Genomic DNA, 25,893 nt, shown 5'->3' with positions numbered 1-25,893 from the left:
TCGCGGGTAGGACCGGCCGGCGGCCCGGTCCGGTCCGCTAGGCGTCCCCGGTCCCACCCCTCAGTTCCCCCTCCCAGCGGCGGTAGAGCTTGTGCGGTACCCCCGCCGCGTCCAGCACCCGGCCCGCCACGAAGTCCACCAGGTCCTGGATGTGGGTCGCCCCCGCGTAGAACGCGGGCGAGGCGGGCACCACGACCGCGCCCGCCTCGTCCAGCGCGACCAGGTGTCTGAGCGTCTGACCGCTCAGCGGCGCCTCCCGCACCGCGACCACGAGCGGGCGGCGCTCCTTGAGCGTCACGCTCGCCGAGCGCTGCAGCAGGTCCTTCGACAGCCCCAGCGCCACCCCCGCCACACACGCGGTGCTCGCCGGGACGATCAGCATCCCCTTGACGTCATAGCTGCCCGAGGACGGGCCCGCGGCCAGGTCCCCGGCCGCCCAGTGGCGCACGTCCGCCACGTCCACCCCCGGCTCGAAGGCGTCGGGCGTGCCGTCCGCGCCGCGCGCCAGCCAGCGGCCGAGGTCCTCGCGCCAGTGCGCGTCCCGGAAGGAGATGCCCGTCTCGTCCAGCAGCGTCAGCCGCGAGGCCCGGCTCACCACCAGGTCCACGGCCTCCCCCGCGGACAGCAGCGCGCGCAGCACGGACGCCGCGTACGGCGTCCCGGACGCACCGGAGACACCGACCACCCAGGGCCGGCGCCGGCTCACTTCTACGTGCGGCCTGTACGGCTCGTGCGGCGGCTCCACACGACGAGCCTAACCGGCGGGTCTCACAGGCTCAGTCCCCGCACCAGCAGGTCGAGCAGCGCGCAGCAGAACAGCGCGATCCCGACGAAGCCGTTGACCGTGAAGAAGGCCCGGTTGAGCCGGGACAGATCGCCGGGCCGCACCACCGAGTGCTCGTACCAGAACGCCGCCGCCACGATCAGCAGACCGAGCCAGAAGAAGAACCCGGCGCCGGTGGCCAGCCCGTACCAGCCGAGCAGCAGCGTGGTGACGACATGGCAGACCCGCGCCCCGTACAGCGCCCCGGCGATACCGAAGCGGGCCGGCACCGACTTGACGCCGTGGGCCCGGTCGGCCGCCACGTCCTGGCAGGCGTAGATCAGGTCGAAGCCGCCGATCCAGACGCCGACCGCGAGCCCGAGGATCACCGCGTCCCAGGACCACTCCCCGGTGACCCCGATCCAGGCCCCGACCGGGCCCATGGCCTGGGCGAGGCCGAGGATGGCGTGCGGGAAGTCCGTGAAGCGCTTCCCGTACGGATAGACCACCATCGGGACGACCGCGACCGGCGCCAGCGCCAGGCACAGCGGGTTCAGCAGCGCCGCGGCGCCGAGGAAGACCGCGAGCGCGACCAGCGCCCCGATCCAGGCGGAGCGCACCGGCACCACGCCGGTGACCAGCTCACGGCCCGCGGTGCGCGGATTGCGGGCGTCGATCTCCCGGTCGATGATCCGGTTGCAGGCCATCGCGAAGGTGCGCAGCCCCACCATGGCGACGGTCACCAGCAGCAGCCGCAGCCAGTGGACCGTGCCGTCCCACAGCTGCATCGCGGTCAGCGAGGCGATGTAGGCGAAGGGCAGCGCGAAGACCGAGTGCTCGATCATCACCAGCCGCAGGAAGGCGCGGACGCGGCCGGGCCGCGCGGGCTCGGGGCCGAGGAGGTCCGGCGTCGCGGAGTCGGCGCTCACAGCCCGTACTCCTTCCAGCGGCGGGTCACCTTCGCGGCCGTGTCCGGGTCCGGCTCGACCATGCGCGGCCAGCCGCCGTCGCGCGTGTAGCCCTCCTCGGGCCACTTCGCGGTGGCGTCGATGCCCGCCTTGCCGCCCCAGAACTGCTGGTACGAGGCGTGGTCCAGGTGGTCGACCGGGCCCTCGACGACCGTCAGGTCGCGGGCGTAGTCCGTGTTGCCGAGCGCCCGCCAGGACACCTCGTGTAGATCGTGGACGTCGCAGTCGGCGTCGACCACGACGATCAGCTTGGTCAGCGACATCATGTGCGCGCCCCAGATGGCGTGCATCACCTTCTGCGCGTGCTTGGGGTACTTCTTCTCGATGGAGACGATCGCGCAGTTGTGGAAGCCGCCCGACTCCGGGAGGTGGTAGTCCACGATGTCCGGAATGATGATCTTGAGCAGGGGGAGGAAGAACCGCTCCGTCGCCCGCCCCAGCGGCCCGTCCTCGGTCGGCGGCCGGCCCACAACGATGGACTGGAGCAGCGGGCGCTGCCGCATCGTCACACAGTCGATGGTGAGCGCCGGGAACGGCTCCTGCGGGGTGTAGAAGCCCGTGTGGTCGCCGAACGGCCCCTCGGGCAGCATCTTCCCGGGCTCCAGCCAGCCCTCGATGACCACCTCGGCGTGCGCCGGCACCTGCAGCGGCACCGTCTTGCAGTCGACCATGTCCACGCGCCGGCCCTGGAGGAAGCCCGCGAAGAGGTACTCGTCGATGTCGCCGGGCAGCGGCGCGGTCGCGGCGTACGTCACGGCGGGCGGCGCGCCGAAGGCGATCGCCACCGGCAGCTTCTCGCCCCGCCTGGCGGCCACTTGGTAGTGGTTGCGGCTGTCCTTGTGGATCTGCCAGTGCATGCCGATGGTGCGGCGGTCGTGGCGCTGCAGGCGGTACAGGCCCAGGTTGCGCACCCCGGTCTCCGGGTGCTTGGTGTGCGTCAGGCCGAGGTTGAAGAAGGAGCCGCCGTCCTCGGGCCAGGTGAACAGCGCGGGCAGCGCCTCCAGGTCGACGTCGTCGCCGGTGAGCACCACCTCCTGGACGGGCGCGTCCTTCACCTTCCGCGGCGGCACGTGCGCCACGGCGCCGAGCTTCCCGAACGCCTCGCGCAGCCCGCCGAAGCCTTGCGGCAGCTCCGGCTTGACCAGCCCGCCGATCTTCTCGCCGATCTCCTCGTACGAGCCGAGCCCGAGGGCCTTGAGGAGGCGGCGGTCGGTGCCGAAGACGTTCATCGCCAGCGGCATGGACGCGCCCTTGACGTTCTCGAAGAGCAGGGCCGGACCGCCCGACTTGTTCACCCGGTCGACGATCTCCCCGATCTCCAGATACGGGTCGACTTCGGCCTTGATGCGCCTGAGGTCTCCCTCGCGGTCGAGCGCCCGCAGAAAGGAGCGAAGATCGTCATAAGCCATGCGTTCCAGTATCCGACACGCACTACCCTGGACCCGTCACGGGGCCGCGCACGGCCCACCATCGTTCCCCGGGGGACCGGCCATCATGCTCAGGTATCTGCCCTTCCTGCTCATCCTGGCACTGTGGATCTATGCCTTCATCGACTGCCTGAACACCCCCGAAGAGGAAGTGCGCCACCTCCCCAAGGTGGCGTGGGTCATCATCGTGCTGCTCTTCGGCGAGGTGCTGATCGGCCCGGTCGCCTGGCTGGTCGCCGGCAAGAACCGGCCCGCGCTCGCGGGCGCCGGCGGGGGCGGGTCCCCGGCCGGGCGCCGGCAGGAGTGGGTCGCGCCGGACGACAACCCGGAGTTCCTCAAGTCCCTCCGGGAGGAGAACAAGAAGGACGAGGAGCTGCTCAAGGACTGGGAGGCGGATCTGCGCCGCCGCGAGGAGGAGCTGCGCCGCAAGAACAACGAGGGCTCGGGGGACACGAACGAGTAAGCCTTAAGGGCGACGCGCGGCGACACACGAAGAGGCGTACGGACCCGGTCGGCCCGTACGCCTCTTCAGGTATCTCGGCCGTCGGCGTTATCAGGGGACGTTGGCGTAGGAGTGCTTGCCGCTGATGAGCATGTTGACGCCGTAGTAGTTGAACAGGTAGCAGGCGAACGCGAGCAGCGCGAGGTAGGCGGCCTTACGGCCCTTCCAGCCGGCGGTGGCGCGGGCGTGCAGGTAGGCGGCGTAGGCGACCCAGGTGATGAAGGACCAGACCTCCTTGGGGTCCCAGCCCCAGTAGCGGCCCCAGGCGGCCTCGGCCCAGATCGCGCCCGCGATGATCGTGAAGGTCCACAGCGGGAAGACCGTGGCGTTGATGCGGTACGCGAACTTGTCCAGGCTGCCGGCCGCGGGCAGCCGCTCCAGGACGGACGCGAAGCGGCCGGGCTCCCCGCCCTTGGCGAGCTTCTCCTCGTGCCGGTCGCGGAAGAGGTAGAGCAGCGTGGCGACGGCGCCGAGGTAGAGGGAGGCGCCGGAGACGATCGCGCAGCTGACGTGGATCCACAGCCAGTACGAGTGGAGGGCGGGAACCAACTGGGCGCTGGCGGTGTACAAGACAGAGACAGCGAGACCGAGGTCGAGGAGGACCGTGGTGACCAGGGGGAGCCCGAGCCAGCGCACGTTCTTCTTCAGCGCGAGCAGGGTGAGGTACACGCCGACCGCGACCATGGCGAAGGTCGTGGAGAACTCGTACATGTTGCCCCAGGGGGCGCGCTGTACGGACAGGGCGCGGGTGAGGACGGCGCCCGCGTGCATCAGGAAGGCGAGCACGGTGAGGCCGACGGCGATGCGGCCGTACAGATCGCCCTGCTCGGTGCCGCCCGCGGCGCCGGGCCCGTCGGGCACGTCCCGGGTGCCCGCGGCGGAGCGGGTGACGATCTTGGGGCGCTCGAGGACGGCGGTGCCGCCGCCCTGGGCGGCCCGCACGGTGACCTCGGCGGGGGCGGAGGCGGCGGGGGCGGCGGTGATGGCGGCGGCGGTGCGGCCGACGGCGCTGCGGCTGCCGAACACCCACTCGGCGATATGGGCGAGGAAGGCGAGGGTGTAGACCGCCATGGCCGAATAGATCAGCACATTGCTGATATGGGCCAGATTCTCGTTGGTTTCGGCAGCGAGGTTCACGCGCGCGCTCCTTCGGAAGGATCAGCGGGTTGTGCGGTGTCGGTCCCGGTGGTGTCGGTCCCGGCTTCGGCGGTGCCGGATTCGGGGTCCGGGTCCGGTTCCGGGTCCGGCGCGGGCGGGGCCTCGGACTGGAGGGCCACGGCGAGGTCGGCGAGTTCCTCGGGGAGCTTCGCGGACTCGCTGCGGCCGAGCCCCGCCATCTCGACCACGGTGACGCCGTCGTCTCCGGTCACCGCGCGGATCCACACCCGGCGGCGCTGGATGAACAGGGAGGCGGCGAGGCCGATCAGGGCGGCGACGGCGCCCACGAGGGCGTAGTCGTTGCCCGGGCGGTGGGAGATCTGGAAGGTGGCCCAGGTCTTGATGCCCTCGAACTTCAAGGTCCCGGCGCCGTTGGGGAGCTTCATCGTGTCGCCCACCTTCATCGCCTTCGCGAAGGGCGACCCGTCGGACTTCTTGAACTGCTTCATCCGGGAGGTGTCGAGCTGGTAGACGTTCTGCGGGATCCCGCCGTCCACCCCCAGGTCGCCGCGGTAGGCGGTCAGGATGAGCGCCGGATTGTCCAGCGCCGGGAACTGGGAGAACATCGTGCCCGTGCTCAGGTCGAGGGTCGGCACGAACTGGCCCTGGAAGCCGAGCTGATCCTTCTTGCCGTTCTTGTCACGGTAGTCCGGGACCTTGACGACCACGTTCTCGGTGAGGTTGACCCCGTCGATCGGCAGCGAGGCCACGGCGCCGCGGTAGGCGACCCGGCCCTGCCCGTCGCGGACCGTGACGACCGGGGCATAGCCGTGGCCCAGCAGATAGACCTTGGAGCCGGCGACCTCCAGGGGCTCATTGACCTTGATCGAGGTCTTGTGCTCCTTGCCGTCCGCGCCCTCCCAGTAGGTGACATCGGCGCGGAAGGTGCGGGGGGTGCGCTTCTGCGGACCGGTGCGCTCGTAGGTCGCCGTGAAGCGGTCCAGCGTGAAACCGAAGGGAGCGAGGTCGTTCTTGTCGAAGAGCGTGCCCGACTTGAAGTCGTCGTACTGCGTCAGGTTGTTTGCGAAGCCGTCGCCCTCGACGATCAGCTTGCCGCCCTCGGCCTTGTACAACTGCCCGACGGCGAAGGCCACCAGCATCACGATCAGCGCGATGTGGAAGAGGAGGTTGCCGGCCTCGCGCAGATAGCCCTTCTCGGAGGCCACCGCGTCACCGACCGTATGGGTCCGGAAGCGGCGCCGCCTGAGGATCCGCCGGGCGGCCTCACGCACCTGCTCCGGCTCGGTCTCGGTCCGCCAGGTGGTGTACGCGGGCAGCCGGGTCAGCCGGCGCGGGGCGCCCGGCGGGCGGCCGCGGAGCTGGCCGACGAACTGCCAGGTGCGCGGCACGATGCAGCCGATCAGCGAGACGAACAGGAGGATGTAGATCGCCGAGAACCACACCGAGCTGTAGACGTGGAAGAGCCCCAGCTTCTCGTAGACCGGCGTGAGCGTCTCGTGCCGCTGCTTGAAGTTGTCCGCCTTGACCGGGTCGATGCCGGTCTGCGGGATCAGCGAGCCGGGGATCGCGCCGAGCGACAGCAGGAAGAGCAGCAGCAGCGCGACCCGCATCGAGGTCAGCTGCCGCCAGAACCACCGGGCCCATCCGATCGGCCCCATGGAGGGGACGCTGATGTCCTCGGCGGGGGCGGTGGACAGCTGGGCCCCCGCCGCGCCGAGCTCGCGCGCGTCGGCGGGTCCGGCGGCTCCGTTCTCGGTGCCGCTCCCCGTGGCGGTGTCGGTATCGGTGGTGGCCATCGATCAGATCCCAACGTTGAAGCGCAAGGCCCATGCCTGCATGTCGCCCATGATGCTGTCCCAGACACCTGTGAGGAGCAGCACCCCGAGGGCGACGAGCATGCCGCCGCCGATCCGCATCACCCAGACGTAGTGCCGCTTGACCCAGGCGAACGCGCCGAGCGCGCGCCGGTAGGCCACGGCCACCGCGATGAACGGCAGCCCGAGCCCGAGGCAGTAGGCGACCATCAGCAGGGCCCCGCGCCCCGCGCTGGCCTCGTTGATCGCCAGGGCGTTGACGGCGGTCAGCGTCGGGCCCAGACACGGGGTCCACCCCACGCCGAACAGGGCGCCCAGTATCGGGGCGCCCACCAGTCCCATCCCGGGCTTCACATGAAAGCGGAACTCCCGCTGCCCGAAGCCCTTCAGCAGCCCCATGAAGGCGAGGCCCATGACGATCGTGACGACCCCGAGCACCTTGGAGAGCGTCTCCTTGTGCTCCTGCAGCGTCCAGCCGAAGCTGCCGAAGAAGGCGCCGGTGGAGACGAAGACGGCGGTGAAGCCGAGCACGAAGAGCGAGGCGCCGGCCACCATCCGGCCGCGCTTGGCGGCGCCCAGATCCGTACCGGTGATACCTGTGACGTACGACATATAGCCGGGCACGAGCGGCAGGACGCAGGGCGAGAAGAAGGAGACCAGCCCGCCGAAGACGGCGACCGGCAGCGCCAGCAGCAGCGCCCCGGTCAGGACGGTCTCGTTGGCGCCGGGGACGGCGGCGGCGAGGGTGCTCACGGGCGTCACTTCTCCGCGATCAACGGCTCGACCATCTTGCGCAGGGCCTCCTCGCTCAGCGGGGTGAGCGCGCGCGCCGCGATCCGGCCCTGCCGGTCCAGGACGATGGTCGTGGGGATGGCCTGCGGGTTGAGGCTGCCCTTCGGGAAGCGCAGCATGAGCTTGCCGATCGGGTCGTACAGGCTCGGGTACTGGACCTTGAATTCCTTCTCGAACTGGATCGCGTTGGCCCGGTCCGAGTCACGGGTGTTGATCCCCACGAACCGCACCCCGTCGGCCTCGGTGTCCTTGGCGACCTTGACGAGGTTGGGCGCCTCGGCCCGGCAGGGGGTGCACCACGAGCCCCAGACGTTGAGCACGACGATCTTGCCCTTGTAGTCGGCGAGATCGAGCTGCTTGCCTTCGAGGGTCTTGCCCGTGATCTCGGGGGCGTGCTTGCGGTCGCCCTTGGCGACCGTGTCCACCCCGCCCTTGCCCTGGACGAACTTGGTGTCGCTGGAGCCGCCCGACGTGCCGCCCGCGCCACAGGCGGACAGGGTCAGCGCGGCAACCGCGGCTCCGGTGGCCAGCACGGTTGCGCGACGGCGGGTCGCGAGGCGCCGAGGGGCGCGGCAGGCACTCATGTGAAAAGTTTCGCATGCGCCTTTCGCGGATCTTCGGCACCCCCCTCGCCCCCGCGGGCCCCCCGCTCAGGGAGCGCTCAGGCAGCCGCGGGGCGCCACGACTCCCCCACGCCCAGGGTGCGCAGATGGGCGAGGACCTGGGGGTCCTGGGCGTCCATCCAGTCCGTGAGCTGTCGGAAGGACACCAGCCGCACGTCCTTCCGCTTTTCGTCCGCGATGTGCTTCAGCGCCTCCTCGACGGCGTCCATGTAAATGCCGCCGTTCCACCGCTCGAAGTGATTACCGATGAAGAAGGGGGCGCGATTGGTCTCGTAGGCCCGCTGGAAACCGGATATGTACGCCTGGGCCGCCTGCCGGCGCCAGGCCGGGTAGTTGGCCGGCGGGGCGTTCGTCGAATTCCGCGACTGGTTGGCCAGCATGTTGTAGTCCATGGACAGCACTTCGAAGGAGTGCCCGGGAAACGGAATCTGCTGCAGCGGGAAGTCCCACAGGCCCTGCTTCTTCGACGGCCACACCTGGCGCCCGCCGGGCGAGCTGGCGTCGTAGCGCCAGCCCAGCTCCCGGGCGGTGGGCAGCAGGTTGTCCTGGCCGAGCAGGCACGGCGTACGGCCGCCGACGAGCTCCTTGCGGTAGTCGAAGGGCAGCGGTTCCAGGTCCGTGAAGCCGGTGTTGGTGCGCCATTTTGTGACGAATGACACAGCCTGGTCGATCTCGGACCGCCACTGGGCGGGCGTCCAGTTGGCGACCGTGCCGGTCCCGGAGCAGAAGTGGCCGTTGAAGTGGGTGCCTATCTCATGGCCCTCCAGCCATGCCTCACGCACGTTCTGCAAGGTCATCCGGACGTGGTCGTCGGTGAGATAGCCGATGTCGGAGGCGCCCACCGGGTTGTTCGGCGGCCGGTAGAGGCTCTTCTTGCCCTCCGGCAGGCAGTACAGCCCGGACAGGAAGAAGGTCATGGCCGCGCCGTGGTCCTTCGCGAGCTTGCGGAAGCGCGGGAAGAGGCCGTTGCCGACCTCCCCCGCCCCGTCCCAGGAGAAGACCACGAACTGCGGCGGCTTCTGGCCCGGCTCAAGACGCTCCGGCGCGGGCGGCTGGTTCGGCTGCTTCCCGGCGTGCGCGGTCGAGCCGTCGCCGATCGGCCGGGGCGTCGGCCGGGCCTGCGTCGTCCTCCTCGGCTTGGGCGTGCCGCCGGAGTCCGAGGAGGAGCAGCCGGCGACGGCCAGCGACGCCACCGCTCCCATTCCAAGGCCGAGAATCCCCCGTCGGCTGACCTCACGCATCGCGTCCTCAATTCGCTCTTCGCCGTATCCGACGCCCGCCAGGTGTCGCGGACGCCCGGTGAGATGACGAAGCGAATACCGAGGTTCCGGATCAACGGAACGGAATTCGATTGTCGACGCGCTGTCTCCGGACTATTACGCGCCGGTCATGCGCCGTAACCCTTGGAGGCGCCCTTCACCGGTTTGGCACCCGCCAGCAGATGCGCCGGGACCAGATCGCGAGCCGGCTCGCTGTATCCGACCGAGACGATCCTGTCGCCGCAGTAGGTGAAGGTGGTCAGGCTGGCCAGGGTGCACTGCCGCTTACGCGGATCGTGCCACAGCCGCCGCCGCTCGACGAAACTGCGCACGATCCAGATCGGCAGCTGGTGACTGACACACACCGCCTCGTGCCCGCGCGCGGCGTCCCGCGCCACGCCGATGGCCGCCATCATCCGCACGACCTGGTCGATGTAGGGCTCGCCCCAGGACGGACGGAAGGGGTTGGTCAGGTGCTTCCAGTTGGCCGGGCGGCGCAGCGCGCCGTCGCCCACGCCGAAGGTCTTCCCCTGGAAGACGTTCGCCGCCTCGATCAGCCGCTGGTCGGTGGCCACCTCCAGGCCGTGCGCCTTGGCGATCGGCGCCGCCGTCTCCTGCGCCCGCTCCAGCGGCGAGGCCACGACATGGGTGATGTCGCGCTCCGCCAGGTGTTCGGCGACCCGGTCGGCCATCCGGCGGCCGAGCTCCGAGAGGTGGTACCCGGGCAGCCGCCCGTACAGCACCCCCATGGGGTTCTCCACCTCGCCGTGCCGCATCACGTGCACGACGGTGATGTCGTTGTCGCTCTTCGTCATGGACCCCATCATTCAGTCGCCTCGGCGGCGGCCCGCGCCGCCCCCGGCAAAGCCTCCGCCACCCGCTCCAGCGCCCGCTCGTCGTGCGTCGTGGACAGGAACCACGACTCGAAGGCGGACGGCGGCAGGTAGACGCCCTGGGACAGCATCGAGTGGAAGAAGGCCGTGAACCGGAACGCCTGCTGGGCCTTGGCCTTCTCGTAGTCGGTGACCTCGTCGCCGGTGAAGAACACCGAGAACATGTTTCCGGCGGCCTGCACCCGGTGCTCGACGCCCTCCTTGGCCAGCGCCTCGGTCACCAGCGCCCGCAGCCGCGCGGACGCCGCGTCCACCGCCTCGTACGCCGCGTCGTCCAGCAGCCGCAGCTGCGCCAGGCCCGCCGCGGTCGCGACCGGGTTCCCGGACAGCGTGCCCGCCTGGTAGACGGGGCCGGCCGGGGCGAGCCGCGCCATGACCTCGGCACGCCCCCCGAACGCGGCGGCCGGGAAGCCGCCGCCCATCACCTTGCCGAAGGTCATCAGGTCCGGCTCCACGCCGTCGATCCCGTACCACCCGGCCTTCGAGACCCGGAAGCCGGTCATGACCTCGTCGGAGATGTAGAGCGCGCCGTGCTCGGCGCACAGCTCCTTCAGCCCCGCGTTGAACCCCGGCAGCGGCGGCACCACGCCCATGTTGCCCGGCGAGGCCTCGGTGATCACACAGGCGATCTCGTCGGGGTGCGCGGCGAAGGCGGCCCGCACCGCCTCCAGGTCGTTGTACGGCAGCACCACGGTGTCCCCGGCCTGCGCGCCCGTCACGCCCGGCGTGTCCGGCAGCCCGAAGGTGGCCACCCCGGACCCCGCCGCGGCCAGCAGCGCGTCCACGTGCCCGTGGTAGCAGCCCGCGAACTTGATCACCTTGGCCCGCCCGGTGAACCCGCGTGCCAGCCGGATCGCCGACATGGTCGCCTCGGTGCCCGAGGAGACCAGGCGCACCTGGTCGACCGGGTCGACCCGGGCCACGATCTCCTCGGCGAGCGCGACCTCCCCCTCCCCCGGCGTCCCGAACGAGGTCCCCCGCGCCACGGCGGCCTGCACCGCCGCCGTCACCTCGGGGTGGGCGTGGCCAAGGATCATCGGCCCCCACGAGCACACGAGGTCGACGTACTCCCGTCCGTCGGCGTCGGTGAGGTACGGACCGGTACCGGACACCATGAAACGGGGCGTACCCCCCACGGCGCGGAAGGCCCGCACCGGAGAATTCACGCCGCCGGGCGTCACGACGGCCGCGCGGTCGAAAAGCGTCTGCGAAACTGGGGCTGCGTACGGATAGCTCACGCATGCCATGTTGTCAGAGGCTTACGAAGAACTGCCGCCGGGCGTTTCACACGACTGGCGCGGGGGAGGTCTCTGACACGATGATCGGGTTGCGCGGCAGGTGCCGCGAGTGGTCGGGTGGAGATATGCATCGCGGTGGCGAACTGGGTGAAGGGACCGACGATCGAGGTCCCGAGCGCGCCCGCCCCGGCCGCCATAGGCGCAAGGACGCGGGCGGCGCACGCAGGGGCGGGGGCGGTCGTATGGGGGTGACGTACAAGTACTTCGGCGCGCCCGACGGCGCGACCGCCGCCCGCGTGCCCATCTCCATGCGCCCCGAGGAGCTCGGCGGCGACGAGCTCGGCCACGGCATGTTCACCAAGATCAAGCCGGAGACGGTGGCCGCGATGGTCCTCACCGGCATCGAAGGCGTCCCCCTCCACAAGGTGCCCCCGCTCGAACTCGTCGTCCTCCACCCCGACTACGCCGTGGTCAAGCTCCCCATGACGGCCGTCGACCCGCTCCGCGGCGTCGGCGAGGAAGCGGTGGGCGCCGCCGCGTTCATCTGGTCCACCGTCCCCGACCGCGGCGGCCCGCGCGACGCCTTCACGGTCTACCGGCTGCTCCACGAGTGGCAGGACTTCTCCCACCGGCTGCACGAGGCGGGGCATCAGCCGTACTGCCTGGTCTGGCCCTGACCCGGGGTGTGATGGCGGGGGACCCCCACTCCGGGCAGGCACGGTCGACCGACCGGCGGATCGCGCTGGCGCGGGAGTGGGACGACCTGGTGGAGCGCGTGCGCCGGCTGGGGCCCGAGTTCGCGGACTTCCTGGCTCCGCCGCGGCTGGCGGACCTGACGCCGGGGGTCGGTGAGGGCACCGGCGTATTGATCAACATCACCGCGCAGCGGTGCGACGCGCTGCTGGTGACCGGCGGCGGCGCGACCCCCGTGCCGCTTCCCGCCCTCGCGCTGGACGAACTCCAGGAGCGCACCGCGGCGCACCTGGACCGGCTGCGGCAGGTCGACGAGGCGGCGCAGTTACTCCACCACACGCAGGAGCGGGCCCGGGTCCGGCCGGTCGCCGCCACCTTCCAGGCCCACCACCAGGCCAAGCTCGCGCTCGGCCGGGCCCAGGCCGAGCTGGACGAGAAACTTCCGCACGACCTGGCCTGGCTGTGGAAGACCGTGGCCGGGCCGGTGCTCGGCGCGCTGAGGGCGGACGATCCCGCGGCCCGCGAGGATCACCGGATCTGGTGGTGCCCCAGCGGGCTGCTGTCGTTCCTCCCCCTCCACGCCGCCGGACATCACGACGGCAGCGGACGCAGCGTCCTCGACCGGACGGTCTCCTCCTACACCCCCACCCTCCGCGCCCTCGCGCACGCCGCCCGGCCGCCCACCGCCCCACCCCGAGGGCCCGCTGGCAGGCCGGAGAAGTTGCTGGTCGTGGCGGTGGGCGAGGTCCCGGGTCAACCACCGCTGCCGCAGACCCTGGCGGAAGTGGAGCTGCTGCGCGAGATTTTCGGCGACGACCGGCTGACCGTACTGGCGGGGCGGGAGGCGACGCGCAAGGCGGTGCTGGAGCGGCTCGCCGACCACCGGTGGGCGCACTTCAGCTGCCACGGACAGCAGGACGTGTTCGACCCGTCGCGGGGTGGACTGCTGCTCAGCGACGGGACCCTGACGGTCGGTGAGCTGAGCCGCGGCCGCTACGACGGCGACTTCGGGTTCCTCTCCGCCTGCATGACGGCCTCCGGAGGACTCGGGCTCAGCGACGAGGTGATCACCCTGGGCGCGGGACTGCACTACGCCGGATTCCGGCATGTGCTGGCGGCCTTGTGGTCGATCGACGCCGACACGGCGACGGAACTGGCCGAGCGGGTCTTCCGTTCCCTCATGTGCGAGGGGAGGTTCAGACCGGAGCTGTCGGCCACGGCGGCCGCCGAAGCGGTGCTGCGGCTGCGCGACCGGGACCCCGACCGGCCGAGCCGGTGGGCCGCCTTCACCCACACCGGGCCCTGAGCCCCGCCCGACAAGCGAGGAAACGTGAGCGCACTGCCCTACGCCGAAGTCACCGAGGACTCGTACGCGGAGCGTGCCGCGGCCGACTTCACCCTGACCGAAGTGGGGCCGGGGACCGCCGAGCTCAGGGGGCCCTGCCCGCGCTGCGGAACGGTCATCCACGTGCCCGTCGTCGCCGGCACGTACAAGAGCTTCCGCCTGACGCGCGGAGCCCGGCGCTCCGCGCCCCCTCCGGGCGAGCGCCTCGAGCCGGTCATCTGCACCTGCGCGGACGACCACCCCGGGCGGCCGGCGGACAAGGTCGGCTGCGGGGCGTTCTGGCTGCTGCGGATCAGCACATCATGACGCTCGTCCTCGGGCCCGGCCCGCCCGCCGACGGATCGGACGCCGCCCGCGGCCAGGAGAGCCACCGGGAGCTGCGCGCCGAGCTCCCGCGGGTGCGCGAGGCCGCGCTCTCCTGGCGCAACGGCCTGGCGGGGCTCCTGCTCGCCCTGATCGGCTTCGGCCTCATCCGCGGGCGCAGTGAGATCGACAAGGTGGCCGCGCCCTGGCACATCGTCATCGGCTGTCTGCTCCTGGCGGCCCTGCTCGTCGGCGCCCTCGGCGCCTACTGGCTGCTGCGCGCGCACAACGGCAAACCGGCGCTCACACCGGTCGACTTCACCATCTCCACGGTCACCCAGGACCACCTCACGGCCCAGGCCGCGCTCGGTGACCTGCGCCGCGGTATCGTCGCGACGCTCCTGTGCACCGCGCTGCTCGTGGCCGCCGTGGGCACCACCTGGTACGGGCCGGAGAAGTCGGGCCCGAAACTGCGCCTGCGGACGCCCGGCACGACGCTGTGCGGCTCCGCCGCCACCGCGGCCGACGGGCGGCTGACGCTGTCCACGAAGGCGGGACGGGTCGCGGTCGACCTCGCCGACGTGCTGACCGTCGAGCCGGCGGAGCAGTGCCCATGAGCGAAGCCGGTGAATCCGCCGACGACTTCACGCCCTACGACGCCCCGGCCGACCGGGACGTACTCGACGCGGCCATCGAGGCCCACCTGGCCGGCGCGGAAGCGGCCGACGGGCCCGGGACGCGCGCCGCGCACCTGGGAGCGGCGGGCCTGCTCGTCGAGCGACGCGGCTCGACCACCGGGGATCCGGAGGATCTCCGGCTGGCCACCGACCTGTTACGCGAGGCCGCCGCGGGCTTCGACGACCCGGCGCGGCGCGGCAGGACGCTCTATGACCTCGGCAACGTCCTGGCGCGGATCGAGCACCGCACGGGGTCGTTCGCCGCCCTGCGCGAGGCGGTGGACGTCTACCGGGAGGCCCTCCCGTTGCTCTCCGGCGGCACGCGCCTGGCCTGCGCGACCAACATGCTGCCCGTCCTGCTGCGCGCCGGAGCACGGGGCCGCGAGCCGGACCTGACGCGGGAAGCGATCCGGCTGGCCCTGGAGTTCCTCGATCAGGCGCCGTCCGACATCCGTGCCGAGACGGGCCTCTGGGAGGCACTCCTGACCGGCCTGACGGAGGCGGAGACCTCCGACCGGACCTGTCTGGACCTGGTGGAGGCAGCCATCGCACTCGCCGCGCGGCCCGCGACCCGCGACGTACGGGCCTTCCGGTTCGACCGGCTGGGGCGCCTTCTCACCATGGTCGGCATCAGCGCCGGCGAGCTCTCCCTGCTGCGCCAGGCAGTCCAGGCCGGCCTGCGGGCCGTCGCGCTCCGTCCGGGCGACGGCCATCTGGAGGCGAACCTCGCCAGATCCCTTCGGGAGGCCGGCGCTCGCGAGCGCGACCTGGAACTGCTCCAGGAGGCCGTACGCCGCGTCCGCGACGCGCTGGCGCACACCCCGCCAGGCAGCCCGGACCACCACTCGATGCGCGACGACCTCGGCACGGCCCTGCTGGCGCTGAGTGAGCACCACGCGGACCCGGCGCTGCTGCGCGAGGCGGTGGAGCACTGCGCCGCGGCGGTCGAGCACGCCGACGGGCCACGCCAGTCGGCGGTGCGCCTGTTCCATCTGGCTACCGCGAGACAGCAGTTGGCGAGCCGCACCCAGGACCGGCGGCTGATGGGTGCGGCGATCGACGCCTACCGCCGCGCCCTGGCCCACCCCTTCCCCCCGGTGGGCCGGGCGGCGATGCTGATCAACTACGCTGGCGCGCTGTGGCATCACACGGGCGGCGTGGAAGCGCCGGCCGACGACCTGAGGGCCGCGATCGACGCCGCCGGCGAGGCCGCCGCTCTGCTGCCCGAGCACTCCCCGCTGCTGAAAAGAACCCTGGAGCTGTACGGCACGCTCCATCTGAACCTCTTCGCGCGCGACTGGTCCCGGGCGCATGTGGACGCGGCCGTCGACGCCTGGGAGAAGGTGCTCGACCGGGCCTCGACCCGGGGCTGGGGCGAGCTCGCCGCCCTTTGTCTGGCCGGCCTCATGGTCGCCTACCGGGCGCGCTACGAGCTGGCGCACGACGCGCGCGACATCGACCGGGCGGTCGACCGCGGCGAGCGGATCCTCGCCCTGCTCCCCGGGGACCACCCCGAGCGCCCCGAATACCTCGTCGAGCTGTCCACCGCCTTGCGCCTGCGCGCCGCGGCCACCCGCACCCTGGCGGACCTGGACCGCGCCATCGACCACGGCGCCACCGCGCTGACCCGCGCCGATCCCGGCGATCCCCGGCTGGCGGGCTGGCTCGCCCAGCAGTCCGCCAACCACCGCGAACGGTACGAACAGGCGGATCGCCACGACGACCTCGACCAGGCCGTCACCCTGGCGCTGCGCGCCTGCGCGACAGGGACGCCGCAACCGCCGGAGTCCCCGGCCCGGGTGCATCTGGCCGGGGCGCTCAGCCTCCGCTACCAACTCCGCAGAGACCCCGCGGACCTGGACCGGGCCGTGGAGATGCTCCGGGCGGCCCGGGAGTGGGCGAGGTCGCGTACCGCCGACCACGGCGGGGCCGGCGGGGATGACGGCGGGGGCCGGGACGGCGACCGGGCCCTCGGCGTCCTGTACAACCTCTCCACGACCTTGCTCCAGCGCCATGCCGACCACGGCATCCCCTCCGACCTCCAGGAAGCGGTGGACGCCATCGCCACGGTGGTCGACGCCACCCCGAAGCGCCACCCCGCCCGCGCGGAGCGGCTGACCACCGCAGCGAGCGCGTTCCGGCGCCGCTGGCTGAGCGAGGGCGACGAGGAGGACTTCACGCGGGCGGTGGCCTACGCCGAGGAGGGCCTGCGGCATGCCCGGCCCGGGTCCTTCCCGCACGACAACGCGGTCGCCACACTGCTGAGCATCCACGCCGACCGGTCCCGTGTGCCGACGGGGCACGGCGCCGCGCGGGACCGCGCCGTGGAGCTGGGGCTGCGCATGCTGGCCCGCGCCGACCGGCCGGAGCGCAGCCGGGTGCTGACCGCGCACAACACGGCCTGCGTCCTCTTCCGGCGGTGGGAGGACGGCCGGGCGGAGACGGACCTGGAGCTGGCCGTCACCCTGCTGCGCGAGGTGGTGACAGCCGTCGGCCACGAGCGGGCGCCGGTGTCGGCGGTCCTGCTGGGCGAAGTGCTGGCCCGCCGGGGCGAGCAACCGGACGGCACCTTCCGGAGCCCCGAGGCCGCGGAGATCCTGCGCCAGGTGGCCACCCTCGACACGGCGTCCGCGGACACCCGCTTCCACGCCGCCCGGATGTGGGTGACGGTCGCCGACCGCTCCGGCGAAGAGGTGCTCGACGCCTGCCGTCTCCTGCTGGAGCTGCTGTCGCTCTCCGCGTGGCGGGGCAAGCCGCGGGCGGTGCGCGAGGCGCCGCTGACGCGGGGGCAGGGTCTGGCCTCCCAGGCCGCACGGGTGGCGCTGGACGCCGACCGCCCCGCCCTGGCCGTCGAGTTCCTCGAACGCGGCCGGGGCGTCTTGTGGTCCCAGCTCCTCGACCTGCGGACCGACCTGGCCCGCATCCGAGCGGCCGACCCGGACCTCGCCGCGCGTATGACCACGGTCCGTGACGCCCTCGACCGGCCTGACGCGGCCGAGGAGGACGACGGACCCTGGGACGCCCGCCGGCCGGAGCCGCGCGACCACTCCGACGCCCCGCCCCTGGACCCCGACTGGGGAACGGCCCTGCGGGAGGCCGGTGACCTGCTGCGACGGGGTGACAAGGACGCCCTGTTCGACGTACTGGCGCCGCTGACCGAAGCCGACGACCCACGGGTGCGCGCCACCGCGGAGCTGGGTCGCGGGCTCATCCTGCTGGAGCGGGGCGAGCAGGAGGCGGCTCGCTCCGCCCTCGCCCGCGCGGCCTGGTCGGGTCTGGACGGCCACGCGCCGATGGCCGCCAATCTGCTCGGAGACCTGCTGGTGGCGGACCGGGACCTCGAAGGCGCCCGCGCCGCGTACGAGCGCGCCAAGGACGGAGCGGACCCCGAAGAGGCGGACCGGGCCGAGGCCAGGCTCGGTGAACTGGCGGCCCTGCGGGAGGCGCTTGAGCAACTCCCGCCGCCGGCGCGGCAGGTCGTGGCGAGCGGCGACCCCATGCGGATGGCGGCCCTGGCGGAGGACCTCATCACGGACGGGCGGTTCGCACAGGCCCTCGTGGTCCTGGACCGGCTGCGACCGCTGCTTGCCGAGGAGCAGAAGCCGGCCTACGCGGCGTTCCTCGGCCTGGCGCGGGAACACACCGGGGACTACGCGGGCGCGCGGGCCGCCTGGGAGGCCGCCGCGCGGTCTCCCGACTCCGACATCGCCTCCCGCGCCGCCCTCGCGCTCGGCGACCTGCTCGTGGCGGAGTTCACCGTCGCGGAGGCCCTCGACGCCTACCGGCTCGCCGCGGCCGGGGACACGGCATCCCTCGCCCAGCAGCGTCTCGCGGCGCTCGGGCCCATTCCCCCACTCCCGGACGCCGCCGTTCCGCCCCTCTTCGACTACGGCCGGTGGGTGGCCCACCAAGAGCCGCCCCAAGCGGCCCTCGCCGCCCTGACCGCCGCCATCGACGCCGGCGACCACCGGGCCCGCACCCACTACTACCTCTGCGAAATCCCCGCCCAGCGGCCACCGGACGAGGCGCGGAACGCTCTGCACCGGGTCATCGCCCTCGCCGGCCCCGACGAGACCGCCCTGGTCCTGCTGTGCCGTGCCCGCCTGCGGGAGGGCCGCGGCGACGACGTCGGCGCCCGGCAGTGCTACGACGACGCCTGCCGCGAGGCCGTCACCTCGGGTGACCCCGAACTCGCCACTCTGGCAGCCGTCAAGCTCGCCAAGAGCCTCCACCGGGACGGCGACTTCCCCGCCGCCCGCGAGGCGTACGAGCGCGCCGTCCGCACCGGCCACCCCCACCACTCCCCGGCCGCCGCCTTCGATCTGGCCCGGATGCTGTCCGACAACGACCGCGAAGACGAGGCACGGGAGGTGTACCGCCAGGTCATGGCCACCGGGCACCCCGTCCAGGGCGGCATGTCCGCCATCAACCTGGGCGCGAGCCTCCTCGGATCCGGCGACCTCACCGGCGCCCGCAGGGCGTTCGAGTACGCGGCGAGCGGCCCCTGGCAGGACGCGGCGGCCCGGGCGGGGCGGTGGCTCGCGAGGCTGGAAGCCGAGTCCTGAGCGGCCCTTCCCCCGGTGATGTCACCGGTGAAGCGGCGCCGGCCCCGAGCCGCCCTCCCAGCGCGCCGTCACCTCGTTCATCGCCGCGACGGCGCGGGCGGCCGCCCGGTGGTCGGTGCGGATGGCGTTGGCGAACTCGACGTGGAGGAAGGTGCTGTCCCGGGCCGCGGCGGTGCGGCCCTGCTCGTTGGTGTGGCCCTCCAGGGGGCAGGAGCGGGCCCAGGCGCGGCAGACCGTGAAGTCGCGGGTGCGGAGGGCGGTGGCGAGGGCGCGGGCGGCGGCGCGGCTCTCGTGGGTGGCGCGGCCGGTGGAGGCGATGACGTCGTAGTCGGGGGCCGAGTCGTCGGCGAAGCCGTGGATCTGGAGGCCGGGGAGTCCGCGCCCGGCGAGTTCGGCGCACACCGCGGCGAAGACGGTGTCGCGCCGGTGGGCCACGTCGGCCGCGTCGCCGGTGCCCGCGTCGCGGTGCGCGCCGGCGATGACGAGGGCGCCGCCCGGGGTGCCGCGCAGGACGCCGACGCCCAGCTGTTCCGTACGGGCGTCCGCGACGGGGTGGGGGACCTGGACGGACCAGCGCACGGGGGCCGACAGGTCGAGGTACACCCGCCCCCAGCCGCGCGGCGCGGGGCCGGTGTCGGTGCGGTCGGCGATCTCGGCGTAGCGCCGGCCGGTGGCGCTGTCGGTGACCGTACGGAGGTCGAAGTCCAGGGCGGCGAGCCGGGCCGCGGCCTGGGCGCGCCGGCCGTCCAGGAGGAGCCCGACGGCGTGGGCGACGGCCTCGCGGTCGGCGTGCCCGGGCGGCAGATAGCCGGTGTCCGCGCCGAAGCGGGCGGTGTAGTCGGTGATCCGGCGCTCCAGGTCGGTGCGGGACGCCGCGGCAGGCCCGCCGCTCCCGTCGCCCCGCTCCCGTCGCCCCCGGGGGTCCTCCCGCCGTGCGGGGCGAGGGTCCAGATCAGCAGGGCGACGGCCAGGGCGGTGAGCGCCAGGGCGGCGAGGGCGGTCTTCGGGGAAGCGGCTCTCATGGGGGAACGGAAGACAGACGGGGCTGCCGGAAGGTTGACGACGGGTGGACGTCCGGTTGACGGAGGGTTGCCGGGAGGTCGCCGGGGGTCCGGCGGAGCGATCTGACTCACATTTTCGTCCTCTCGCGCAACCCTTCGCCTCACTCATCGATCCAAACCCCACGGGTCGCGCGTGTATGCGCGGCCGCGCGCCCCAGGGCCCGCGCGTCGGCGCGCCTCTGGACGGCGCACCCCCCACGAATTCCAGAGAGGAGCCCCCGTGGCCGCTTCGGCGCCGAAGCGGCGGCGAAAGATCCGCCGACGGGCAGATATGTCGCTGATAGGTGGCATTCGTCCCCCTATCGCCATTCTCTCGGTCCTGCTCCTCTCCCTGGCGGGAATCACCGCCCTCACCCTCGGCAAGGCCGAGAACGTCCTCATACCCAAAGCGGTGCTGACCTCACAGCAGCACTTCGCCGAGGACGGGGCCGTCGCCCTGCGGGCCTCGCTCGACGAGTCCGTCACCGACCTCACCCGCACCGCGCTCCTCTTCAGCGAGGGCAAGCCCGTCTCCGCCGACGCCGTCCTCGACAAGACGAGCAGCGTCTACCAGAAGTGGAGCGGCACCGCGGTTATCGAGATCAAGTCGGGCAAGCTGCTCGCCGCCCGCGGCGAGACCGTGCCGCTCACCGTGATCGACCGCACCAAGCTCTCCGGCGAGGACGGCCTGGCGCCGCGCCTGGTGCGGCTGCGCAACGGCCAGACCCGGCTGCTCGCGCTCGCCCTGCTCTCCTGGGAGGGCCGGCCCCAGCAGCTCCTGATCGCCTCCAGCAATCTGAAGGTGCCCGGGGTGCGCCTGGGCGCGGGCCGCTCCATCGGCGTCGTCGACTCGACCGGCGCGATCCTCAGCAGCGACGGCGCCCTCGACGCCGAGGGCGCTCAGCACCAGCTGAAGACCTTCGCCACCGCCGCCGCCAAGAAGGCCCGGCAGAACCCGCTCAGCGCCAAGGAGCCCGGCTCCGGCGGCTACGCGGGCGTCAGCGGCGCCCTCACCGGTGGCGCCACGGGCGACCGGCGGACCGTCGGCGGCTACGCCTCGCTGGCCGCCGCCCAGCCCGGCGACTCCACGGTCGCCACCGGTCTGGGGTTGAGCGTCGTCACCCAGGTCGGCGTCACCGAGCGCACCTCCCGGCTGGCCCGTCCGGCGTTCGGCCTGGCCGCGGCCGGCGCGCTGCTGGCCATCGGTGGGCTCGCCATCGCGCTGCTGCTCGGCACCGTCCAGCGCCCCCTCATCCGGCTGTTCCTGGAGAGCCGCCGGCTCACTCGCGGCGACCTGGCCCGCCCGGTGACCGTGCCCCGCTTCGGCGAGGCCGCCCGGATCGGCCGCGCGCTGGAGCGGCTGCGCCGGCAGCTGAGCGAGGAACACCACCCGGACGACGCCGCGCCCGCGGCCCGCGGCGGCCGGCGCCTGGGCACCCGCGCCCTGGTCGCCGTCTGCGCCGCGCTGCTGCTGACCTGGTCGGTCCCGCTGACCCTGCTGCTCAACCGCCCCGACTCCAGCGTCCACATCCCGGCCCAGGTGGTCAGCGACCAGGAGGCGCGCACCGCGACGATCAGTGACCGGGTGCGCCGGGCGCTCAACGAGGGCCACGCGGACCTGTCCGCCGTCGCCGCCCTGATCGGCGGCCGCACCTCCGCCCACGACATGACGGCCGTGCTGGAGCGCACCATCGAGGAACACCCGCGCTACGAGTCCGTCTACGTGCTCGGCACCGACGGCGAGGTGCTCGCCCGGGCCGGCCACAAGCCGCACCACGCCACCGGCGAGCGCCCCTCGGACCAGTCCCTGGAGGTGTCCGGGCACGGCGGCAAGAAGCCCGTCATCCGCGCCACGGCCCCCCTCCAGGGGCAGGCGGGCGCCGCGGTCGTGGGCGAGTTCGACATCGACTTCGTCAACGCGCTGCTGCGCCGCCCCGGCCTCGGCGAGCTCCGCGTGGTCGACGCCAAGGGACAGGTCATCGCCGGGAACTCCGGCTACCGCGCCTTCCAGAAGATGCCGGGGCACCTGACCCCGCTCGTCGACGGCAAGGCCGTCCGCGCCGAGGTCCAGCGCGGCGACGAGGTGCGGGTCGAGGCCGTCGCCCCGATGCTGGGCGGCGGCGCGGCGAAGACCCTCGACTGGAGCGTCGTCAGCTGGCAGCCCGCGTCCCGGCTCGACATCCCCGCGTACACCCTGCAGAACCGCACCGTGCTGGTCGGGATGCTCGGCCTCACCGCGGCGGCGGCCTGCCTGGGCTGGCTGCACATCGTGGTCGTCCGCCCGCTGCGCGCCCTCGCCGACCAGGCCGAGGCGCTCGCGGACGGCGACCGGCGTACCGTCCTCTTCCCGCGCCACCACGACGAGGTGGGCGCCGTCGTCCGCAGCCTGGAACTCATCAGGCAGCAGCTGCAGGGGCAGCAGCGCGGACGGGACGGCGCCCGGTCCCTCGCCGGAAGGAACTGAACACCGTGCTCTTCCTCTACACCGTGCTCATGGTGTGCTGCGCGATACTGCTGGTCGCCGGGATCGTGGAGCAGCGGCGGCACTTCGCCAACCTGGACCACATCCCCACCCGGGTGCTGGTCAACGGCATCCGCGGCAAGTCGTCCATCACCCGGCTGTGCGCGGGCGCGCTGCGCGGCGGCGACCTCGTCACCGTGGCCAAGACCACCGGGACGGCGGCCCGGTTCATCCACCCCGACGCCACCGAGGAGCCGGTCTACCGCAAGTTCGGCATCGCCAACGTCGTCGAGCAGATCGGCATCGTGCGGCGCGCCGCCGCGTACCGCCCGGACGCCCTGGTCATCGAGTGCATGGCGGTCATGCCGGCGCTCCAGGAGATCAACCAGTCCAAGCTGATCCGCTCCACGATCGGCGTGCTGTGCAACGTACGCGAGGACCACCTCGCCGAAATGGGCCCCACCCTGGACGACGTGGCGCGCTCGCTGTCCCGCTCCATGCCGGAGGGCGGCATCTGCGTCACCGCCGAGAAGGAGCGCCTGCACATCCTCCAGGAGGAGGCCGACGCCCGGAACTGCCGCCTGATCTACGCCGATCCGGAGACGGTCACCGACGAGGAGCTGCGCGGATTCAGCTGGTTCACCTTCAAGGAGAACGTGGCGATCGCGCTCGCCGTCGCCGAACTCCTCGGCGTGGAGCGCAAGGTGGCCCTGCAGGGCATGTACGACGCGCCGCCGGACCCCGGCGTGCTGTCGGTCGAGCGCTACCGCACCACCGAGGGCAAGCGGCTGCGCTTCGCCAACGTCTTCGCGGCCAACGACCCCGAGTCGACGCTGATGAACATCAACCAGCTGCTCGACCTCGGCGCGATCCACCGCCCGCTCAACGTCGTCATCAACTGCCGCCCCGACCGGGTGGAACGCAACGGCCAGATGGGCGAGATCATCCCCGACCTCGACCCCGAGCACGTCTTCGTGATCGGCCACCCGGCCAAGTCCGCCATCGACGCCATCCCGGCCCCCCTGCGCTCGCGCGCCGTGGATCTCGGCGGCGACCGGCGCGACCCGGAGGAGTTCATGGCACGGATGCTGGAGATGCTCGGCCCCGACTCCTCGCTGGTCGCCATCGGCAACATCCACGGCCAGGGCGAGCTGCTCCTGGAGCACCTCGCCGAACTCCCGCCGGACGACGCCCCCGACGAGACTCCCGGCGCGACTCCCGGCGTGACTCCCGGCGTCACCACCGACACCGCCGAGATGCCCGCCGCCCGCGGCGAGACGCCCGGCGAGAGCGCCGACGGCCCCGCCGCCGATCCCGCGCCCGACCCCGCCGATCCCGCGTCCGACCCGGCTTCGGGCGGGGCGTCAGGCCCGGCTTCGGGCCCGGCTTCGGGCCCGGTGAACCCGCGGACGGGCATGCCCGAGCACGTGGACACGATCCAGCTGTACGCCCCGCGCATCGACCCCTACCAGCGGTACCCGGAGGCGTACGAGACGCGGTACGCCCAGCGGCGAACCCCGCAGCCGACGCACGCGCACGACGGCTCGGCGCGCCCCCGCGGCTTCTTCGAGCCCCGGGTGCCGCCCACGCCCCGCACGGCGGACCGGCCCCACCTGGCGATCCGGCCCCGCCCGGGGAGCCGGCCGCGCCCGGCGGACCAGCCGCACGCGACGAACCAGCCCCGCACGGCGGACCAGCCGCACGCGACGAACCAGCCCCGCACGGCGGACCAGTCCCGCACGGCGACCCAGCCGCACGCGGCGGGCCGGCGCCCCGCCGAAGACCAGCCCCCCGCCGAAGACCAGCAGTGGCACAGCCCAGGAGAGCCGCGTTGATCCCCTCCGTCCTCACCCCAGAGATCGCCGCGCTCGGTATCGCGCTCGGGCTCATGTTCTCGCTCGTCTGCTACCTGACGACCAACCTCTCGCCCGGTGGCATGATCACCCCCGGCTGGCTCGCCCTCACCCTCGTCGAGGACCTCCAGCGCGCCGCCATGGTCCTCGGCGTCACGGTGCTCACCTATGTGTGCACCCTGCTGCTGCAGCGCTTCGTGATCCTCTACGGCAAGCGGCTGTTCGCGGCGGTCGTGCTCACCGGCGTGCTGCTGCAGGCCACGGTGATGATCGCGCTGACGATCGAGTTCCCGCTGATGTACAGCAACCAGACCCTCGGATTCATCGTCCCCGGCCTGATCGCCTACCAGCTGGTGCGCCAGCCCAAGGGGCCCACGCTGCTGGCCACCGGCTCGGTGACGCTCATGGCGTATGTCGTCCTCACCGCCGGGATCCTGCTCGGCGTCATGCCGTCCGCCTGACCCCACCTCGGAGCCGACCATGTCTGCCAAGAAGACCACGAAGAAGCGCTCTGCGCTGCACGCCGTGACCGTGCTCGCGCTGCTCGGCGCCAGCGCCTACCTGACGGTGGAGCTGCGCCAGGAGGAGCAGGACAAGGCCCCGGCCGTGCAGAAGGTCACGGACGACCCGCAGCTGGAGAACAGCGCCCCCGACACCGGGGCCCGGACCTGGGAGCGGCTGAAGAACCCGGACCGCACCGTGCTCCGCGGCTCCAAGGGCCAGGTGCTCGCCACCTTCACCGACGGCGCCCGCACCGCCACCCTCAAGGGCCCCAGCCGCACCTTCGCCGAGCCCGCCAACACCACCTCCCGCGTGGTGACCGAGGACTGGGTGCGGCTCATGCCCGAGCCGTGGCGCCAGGGCGCCGAGAAGGAGCAGTGGTTCAAGGACTGGTTCAAGCAGTACTACGGCAGCGAGGAGGACGACGTCTTCGCGCTCGCCTTCCAGTACGTCCAGGGCGCGCCGATCAAGAAGGACGACGAGGGCATCCCGTACGCGGGGGACGCCGTCTTCGGGCCGTTCAAGCCGGACGGCGTCGACCGTCTGGAGCAGAACGACTTCTACGACTACCTGGGCATCCCGTACACCTTCCGGGACGGCACCACCATGCAGCCGCGCCAGGAGCGCTACCGGGCGCTGGACTGCTCCGGCTACATGCGCATGATTTTCGGCTACCGCGCCCGCTACCCGCTGCGGGCCAGCAACACCGTCGGCGACGGGCTGCCGCGCACCGCCGACGGCATGGCCCGCTCCACCGTGGGCACCGACATCATCAAGATCCAGGGGCCCGCCCCCTGGTACACCCGCCCGAACAACATCGATGTGCTGCAACCGGGCGACCTGCTGTTCTTCAAGATGGACCACCGCACCGGGAACCACATGGACCACGTCGCCCTGTACCTCGGCGTGGACACCGACGGCCACCGGGTGTTCATCTCCAGCCGCAAGGAGGTCAACGGCCCCACCATGGGCGACAAGGGCGGCGCCTCGCGCATCGACGGCAACGGCTTCTACGCCCAGCTGTTCCGCAGCGCGAAGCGGCTCTAGCCGGGCGCGG

Annotated in this window: 21 protein-coding genes; 10 read left to right on the top strand and 11 right to left on the bottom strand. The window is 72.5% G+C overall.

Annotation, left to right across the window (positions count from 1 at the left end):
- Nucleotides 1–37 precede the first annotated feature (37 nt).
- The 3 genes from ABFY07_RS27125 to ABFY07_RS27115 form a co-directional block, all read right to left on the bottom strand.
- A complete protein-coding gene (locus ABFY07_RS27125; protein ID WP_065962812.1) occupies nt 38–706 on the bottom strand; it encodes a UbiX family flavin prenyltransferase in 669 nt (222 codons plus the stop codon).
- A 62-nt stretch (nt 707–768) separates the two neighbouring features.
- Entirely contained in the window at nt 769–1,692 is a 924-nt protein-coding gene (gene mqnP, locus ABFY07_RS27120) for a menaquinone biosynthesis prenyltransferase MqnP (protein ID WP_065962809.1), read from the bottom strand.
- Complete coding sequence (locus ABFY07_RS27115) at nt 1,689–3,140, bottom strand: menaquinone biosynthesis decarboxylase (protein ID WP_346176996.1); 1,452 nt, start codon at nt 3,138–3,140, stop codon at nt 1,689–1,691. The genes mqnP and ABFY07_RS27115 overlap by 4 nt, the downstream gene beginning before the upstream one ends.
- 85 nt (nt 3,141–3,225) lie before the next feature.
- Here ABFY07_RS27115 and ABFY07_RS27110 point away from each other — a divergent pair, with 85 nt between their 5' ends.
- Nucleotides 3,226–3,621: a PLD nuclease N-terminal domain-containing protein gene (locus ABFY07_RS27110; RefSeq protein ID WP_065962807.1), complete on the top strand. Its 396-nt coding sequence runs from the start codon at nt 3,226–3,228 to the stop codon at nt 3,619–3,621.
- Between the two features lie 90 nt (nt 3,622–3,711).
- On the opposite strand, the gene ccsB is transcribed toward ABFY07_RS27110, so the two are convergent.
- From ccsB to hemL, 7 genes are all read right to left on the bottom strand, one after another.
- A complete protein-coding gene (gene ccsB, locus ABFY07_RS27105) occupies nt 3,712–4,797 on the bottom strand; it encodes a c-type cytochrome biogenesis protein CcsB (protein ID WP_346176995.1) in 1,086 nt (361 codons plus the stop codon).
- Entirely contained in the window at nt 4,794–6,575 is a 1,782-nt protein-coding gene (gene resB, locus ABFY07_RS27100) for a cytochrome c biogenesis protein ResB (RefSeq protein ID WP_346176994.1), read from the bottom strand. Before resB ends, ccsB begins: the two co-directional genes overlap by 4 nt.
- A gap of 3 nt (nt 6,576–6,578) precedes the next feature.
- On the bottom strand, nt 6,579–7,346 hold the full coding sequence (locus ABFY07_RS27095) for a cytochrome c biogenesis CcdA family protein (RefSeq protein ID WP_346176993.1): 768 nt from the start codon (nt 7,344–7,346) through the stop codon (nt 6,579–6,581).
- A gap of 5 nt (nt 7,347–7,351) precedes the next feature.
- Nucleotides 7,352–7,969 (bottom strand): TlpA family protein disulfide reductase, encoded by a 618-nt coding sequence (locus ABFY07_RS27090; protein WP_065962796.1) that lies wholly within the window; start codon nt 7,967–7,969, stop codon nt 7,352–7,354.
- 77 nt (nt 7,970–8,046) lie between these two features.
- Entirely contained in the window at nt 8,047–9,249 is a 1,203-nt protein-coding gene (locus ABFY07_RS27085) for a polysaccharide deacetylase family protein (protein WP_346176992.1), read from the bottom strand.
- A 146-nt stretch (nt 9,250–9,395) separates the two neighbouring features.
- Nucleotides 9,396–10,082, bottom strand: coding sequence for a histidine phosphatase family protein (locus ABFY07_RS27080; protein WP_346176991.1), 687 nt, complete (start codon nt 10,080–10,082; stop codon nt 9,396–9,398).
- 8 nt (nt 10,083–10,090) lie between these two features.
- On the bottom strand, nt 10,091–11,407 hold the full coding sequence (gene hemL, locus ABFY07_RS27075) for a glutamate-1-semialdehyde 2,1-aminomutase (RefSeq protein ID WP_346176990.1): 1,317 nt from the start codon (nt 11,405–11,407) through the stop codon (nt 10,091–10,093).
- 116 nt (nt 11,408–11,523) lie between these two features.
- Here hemL and ABFY07_RS27070 point away from each other — a divergent pair, with 116 nt between their 5' ends.
- The 5 genes from ABFY07_RS27070 to ABFY07_RS27050 are packed head-to-tail and all read left to right on the top strand — an operon-like array spanning nt 11,524 to nt 18,981.
- Nucleotides 11,524–12,075 carry a hypothetical protein gene (locus ABFY07_RS27070; protein WP_076970865.1) on the top strand — a complete coding sequence of 184 codons (552 nt, stop codon included), beginning with the start codon at nt 11,524–11,526 and terminating at the stop codon, nt 12,073–12,075.
- A gap of 11 nt (nt 12,076–12,086) precedes the next feature.
- Nucleotides 12,087–13,397, top strand: a complete 1,311-nt coding sequence (locus ABFY07_RS27065) for a CHAT domain-containing protein (RefSeq protein WP_346176989.1) — start codon at nt 12,087–12,089, stop codon at nt 13,395–13,397.
- 24 nt (nt 13,398–13,421) lie between these two features.
- The gene (locus ABFY07_RS27060) at nt 13,422–13,742 is read left to right on the top strand and encodes a hypothetical protein (RefSeq protein ID WP_346176988.1); all 321 of its coding nucleotides are present in this window, start codon (nt 13,422–13,424) and stop codon (nt 13,740–13,742) included.
- Nucleotides 13,739–14,356 (top strand): hypothetical protein, encoded by a 618-nt coding sequence (locus tag ABFY07_RS27055; RefSeq protein ID WP_346176987.1) that lies wholly within the window; start codon nt 13,739–13,741, stop codon nt 14,354–14,356. The genes ABFY07_RS27060 and ABFY07_RS27055 overlap by 4 nt, the downstream gene beginning before the upstream one ends.
- Complete coding sequence (locus tag ABFY07_RS27050) at nt 14,353–18,981, top strand: hypothetical protein (RefSeq protein ID WP_346176986.1); 4,629 nt, start codon at nt 14,353–14,355, stop codon at nt 18,979–18,981. The genes ABFY07_RS27055 and ABFY07_RS27050 overlap by 4 nt, the downstream gene beginning before the upstream one ends.
- Nucleotides 18,982–19,002: 21 nt before the next feature.
- Here the strand turns inward: ABFY07_RS27050 and ABFY07_RS27045 are convergent, their stop codons facing one another.
- A complete protein-coding gene (locus ABFY07_RS27045; protein WP_346176985.1) occupies nt 19,003–20,151 on the bottom strand; it encodes a hypothetical protein in 1,149 nt (382 codons plus the stop codon).
- Nucleotides 20,152–20,313: 162 nt separating this feature from the next.
- On the opposite strand from ABFY07_RS27045, the gene ABFY07_RS27040 reads away from it, so the two are divergent.
- The 4 genes from ABFY07_RS27040 to ABFY07_RS27025 are packed head-to-tail and all read left to right on the top strand — an operon-like array spanning nt 20,314 to nt 25,883.
- Nucleotides 20,314–22,485: a cache domain-containing protein gene (locus ABFY07_RS27040; RefSeq protein ID WP_346176984.1), complete on the top strand. Its 2,172-nt coding sequence runs from the start codon at nt 20,314–20,316 to the stop codon at nt 22,483–22,485.
- A 5-nt stretch (nt 22,486–22,490) separates the two neighbouring features.
- A complete protein-coding gene (gene pgsB, locus ABFY07_RS27035) occupies nt 22,491–24,317 on the top strand; it encodes a poly-gamma-glutamate synthase PgsB (protein WP_346176983.1) in 1,827 nt (608 codons plus the stop codon).
- Nucleotides 24,314–24,796 carry a poly-gamma-glutamate biosynthesis protein PgsC/CapC gene (locus ABFY07_RS27030; RefSeq protein WP_065962765.1) on the top strand — a complete coding sequence of 161 codons (483 nt, stop codon included), beginning with the start codon at nt 24,314–24,316 and terminating at the stop codon, nt 24,794–24,796. The genes pgsB and ABFY07_RS27030 overlap by 4 nt, the downstream gene beginning before the upstream one ends.
- A gap of 19 nt (nt 24,797–24,815) precedes the next feature.
- Nucleotides 24,816–25,883, top strand: coding sequence for an NlpC/P60 family protein (locus ABFY07_RS27025; RefSeq protein ID WP_346176982.1), 1,068 nt, complete (start codon nt 24,816–24,818; stop codon nt 25,881–25,883).
- Nucleotides 25,884–25,893 lie beyond the last annotated feature (10 nt).

Origin of the sequence: Streptomyces sparsogenes subsp. cuspidosporus, assembly GCF_039532705.1 — a bacterium.
Taxonomy (GTDB): domain Bacteria; phylum Actinomycetota; class Actinomycetes; order Streptomycetales; family Streptomycetaceae; genus Streptomyces; species Streptomyces sparsogenes.
The sequence above is the reverse complement of the archived record's forward strand: the minus strand, read 5'-3'. Positions and strand labels throughout refer to the sequence as shown.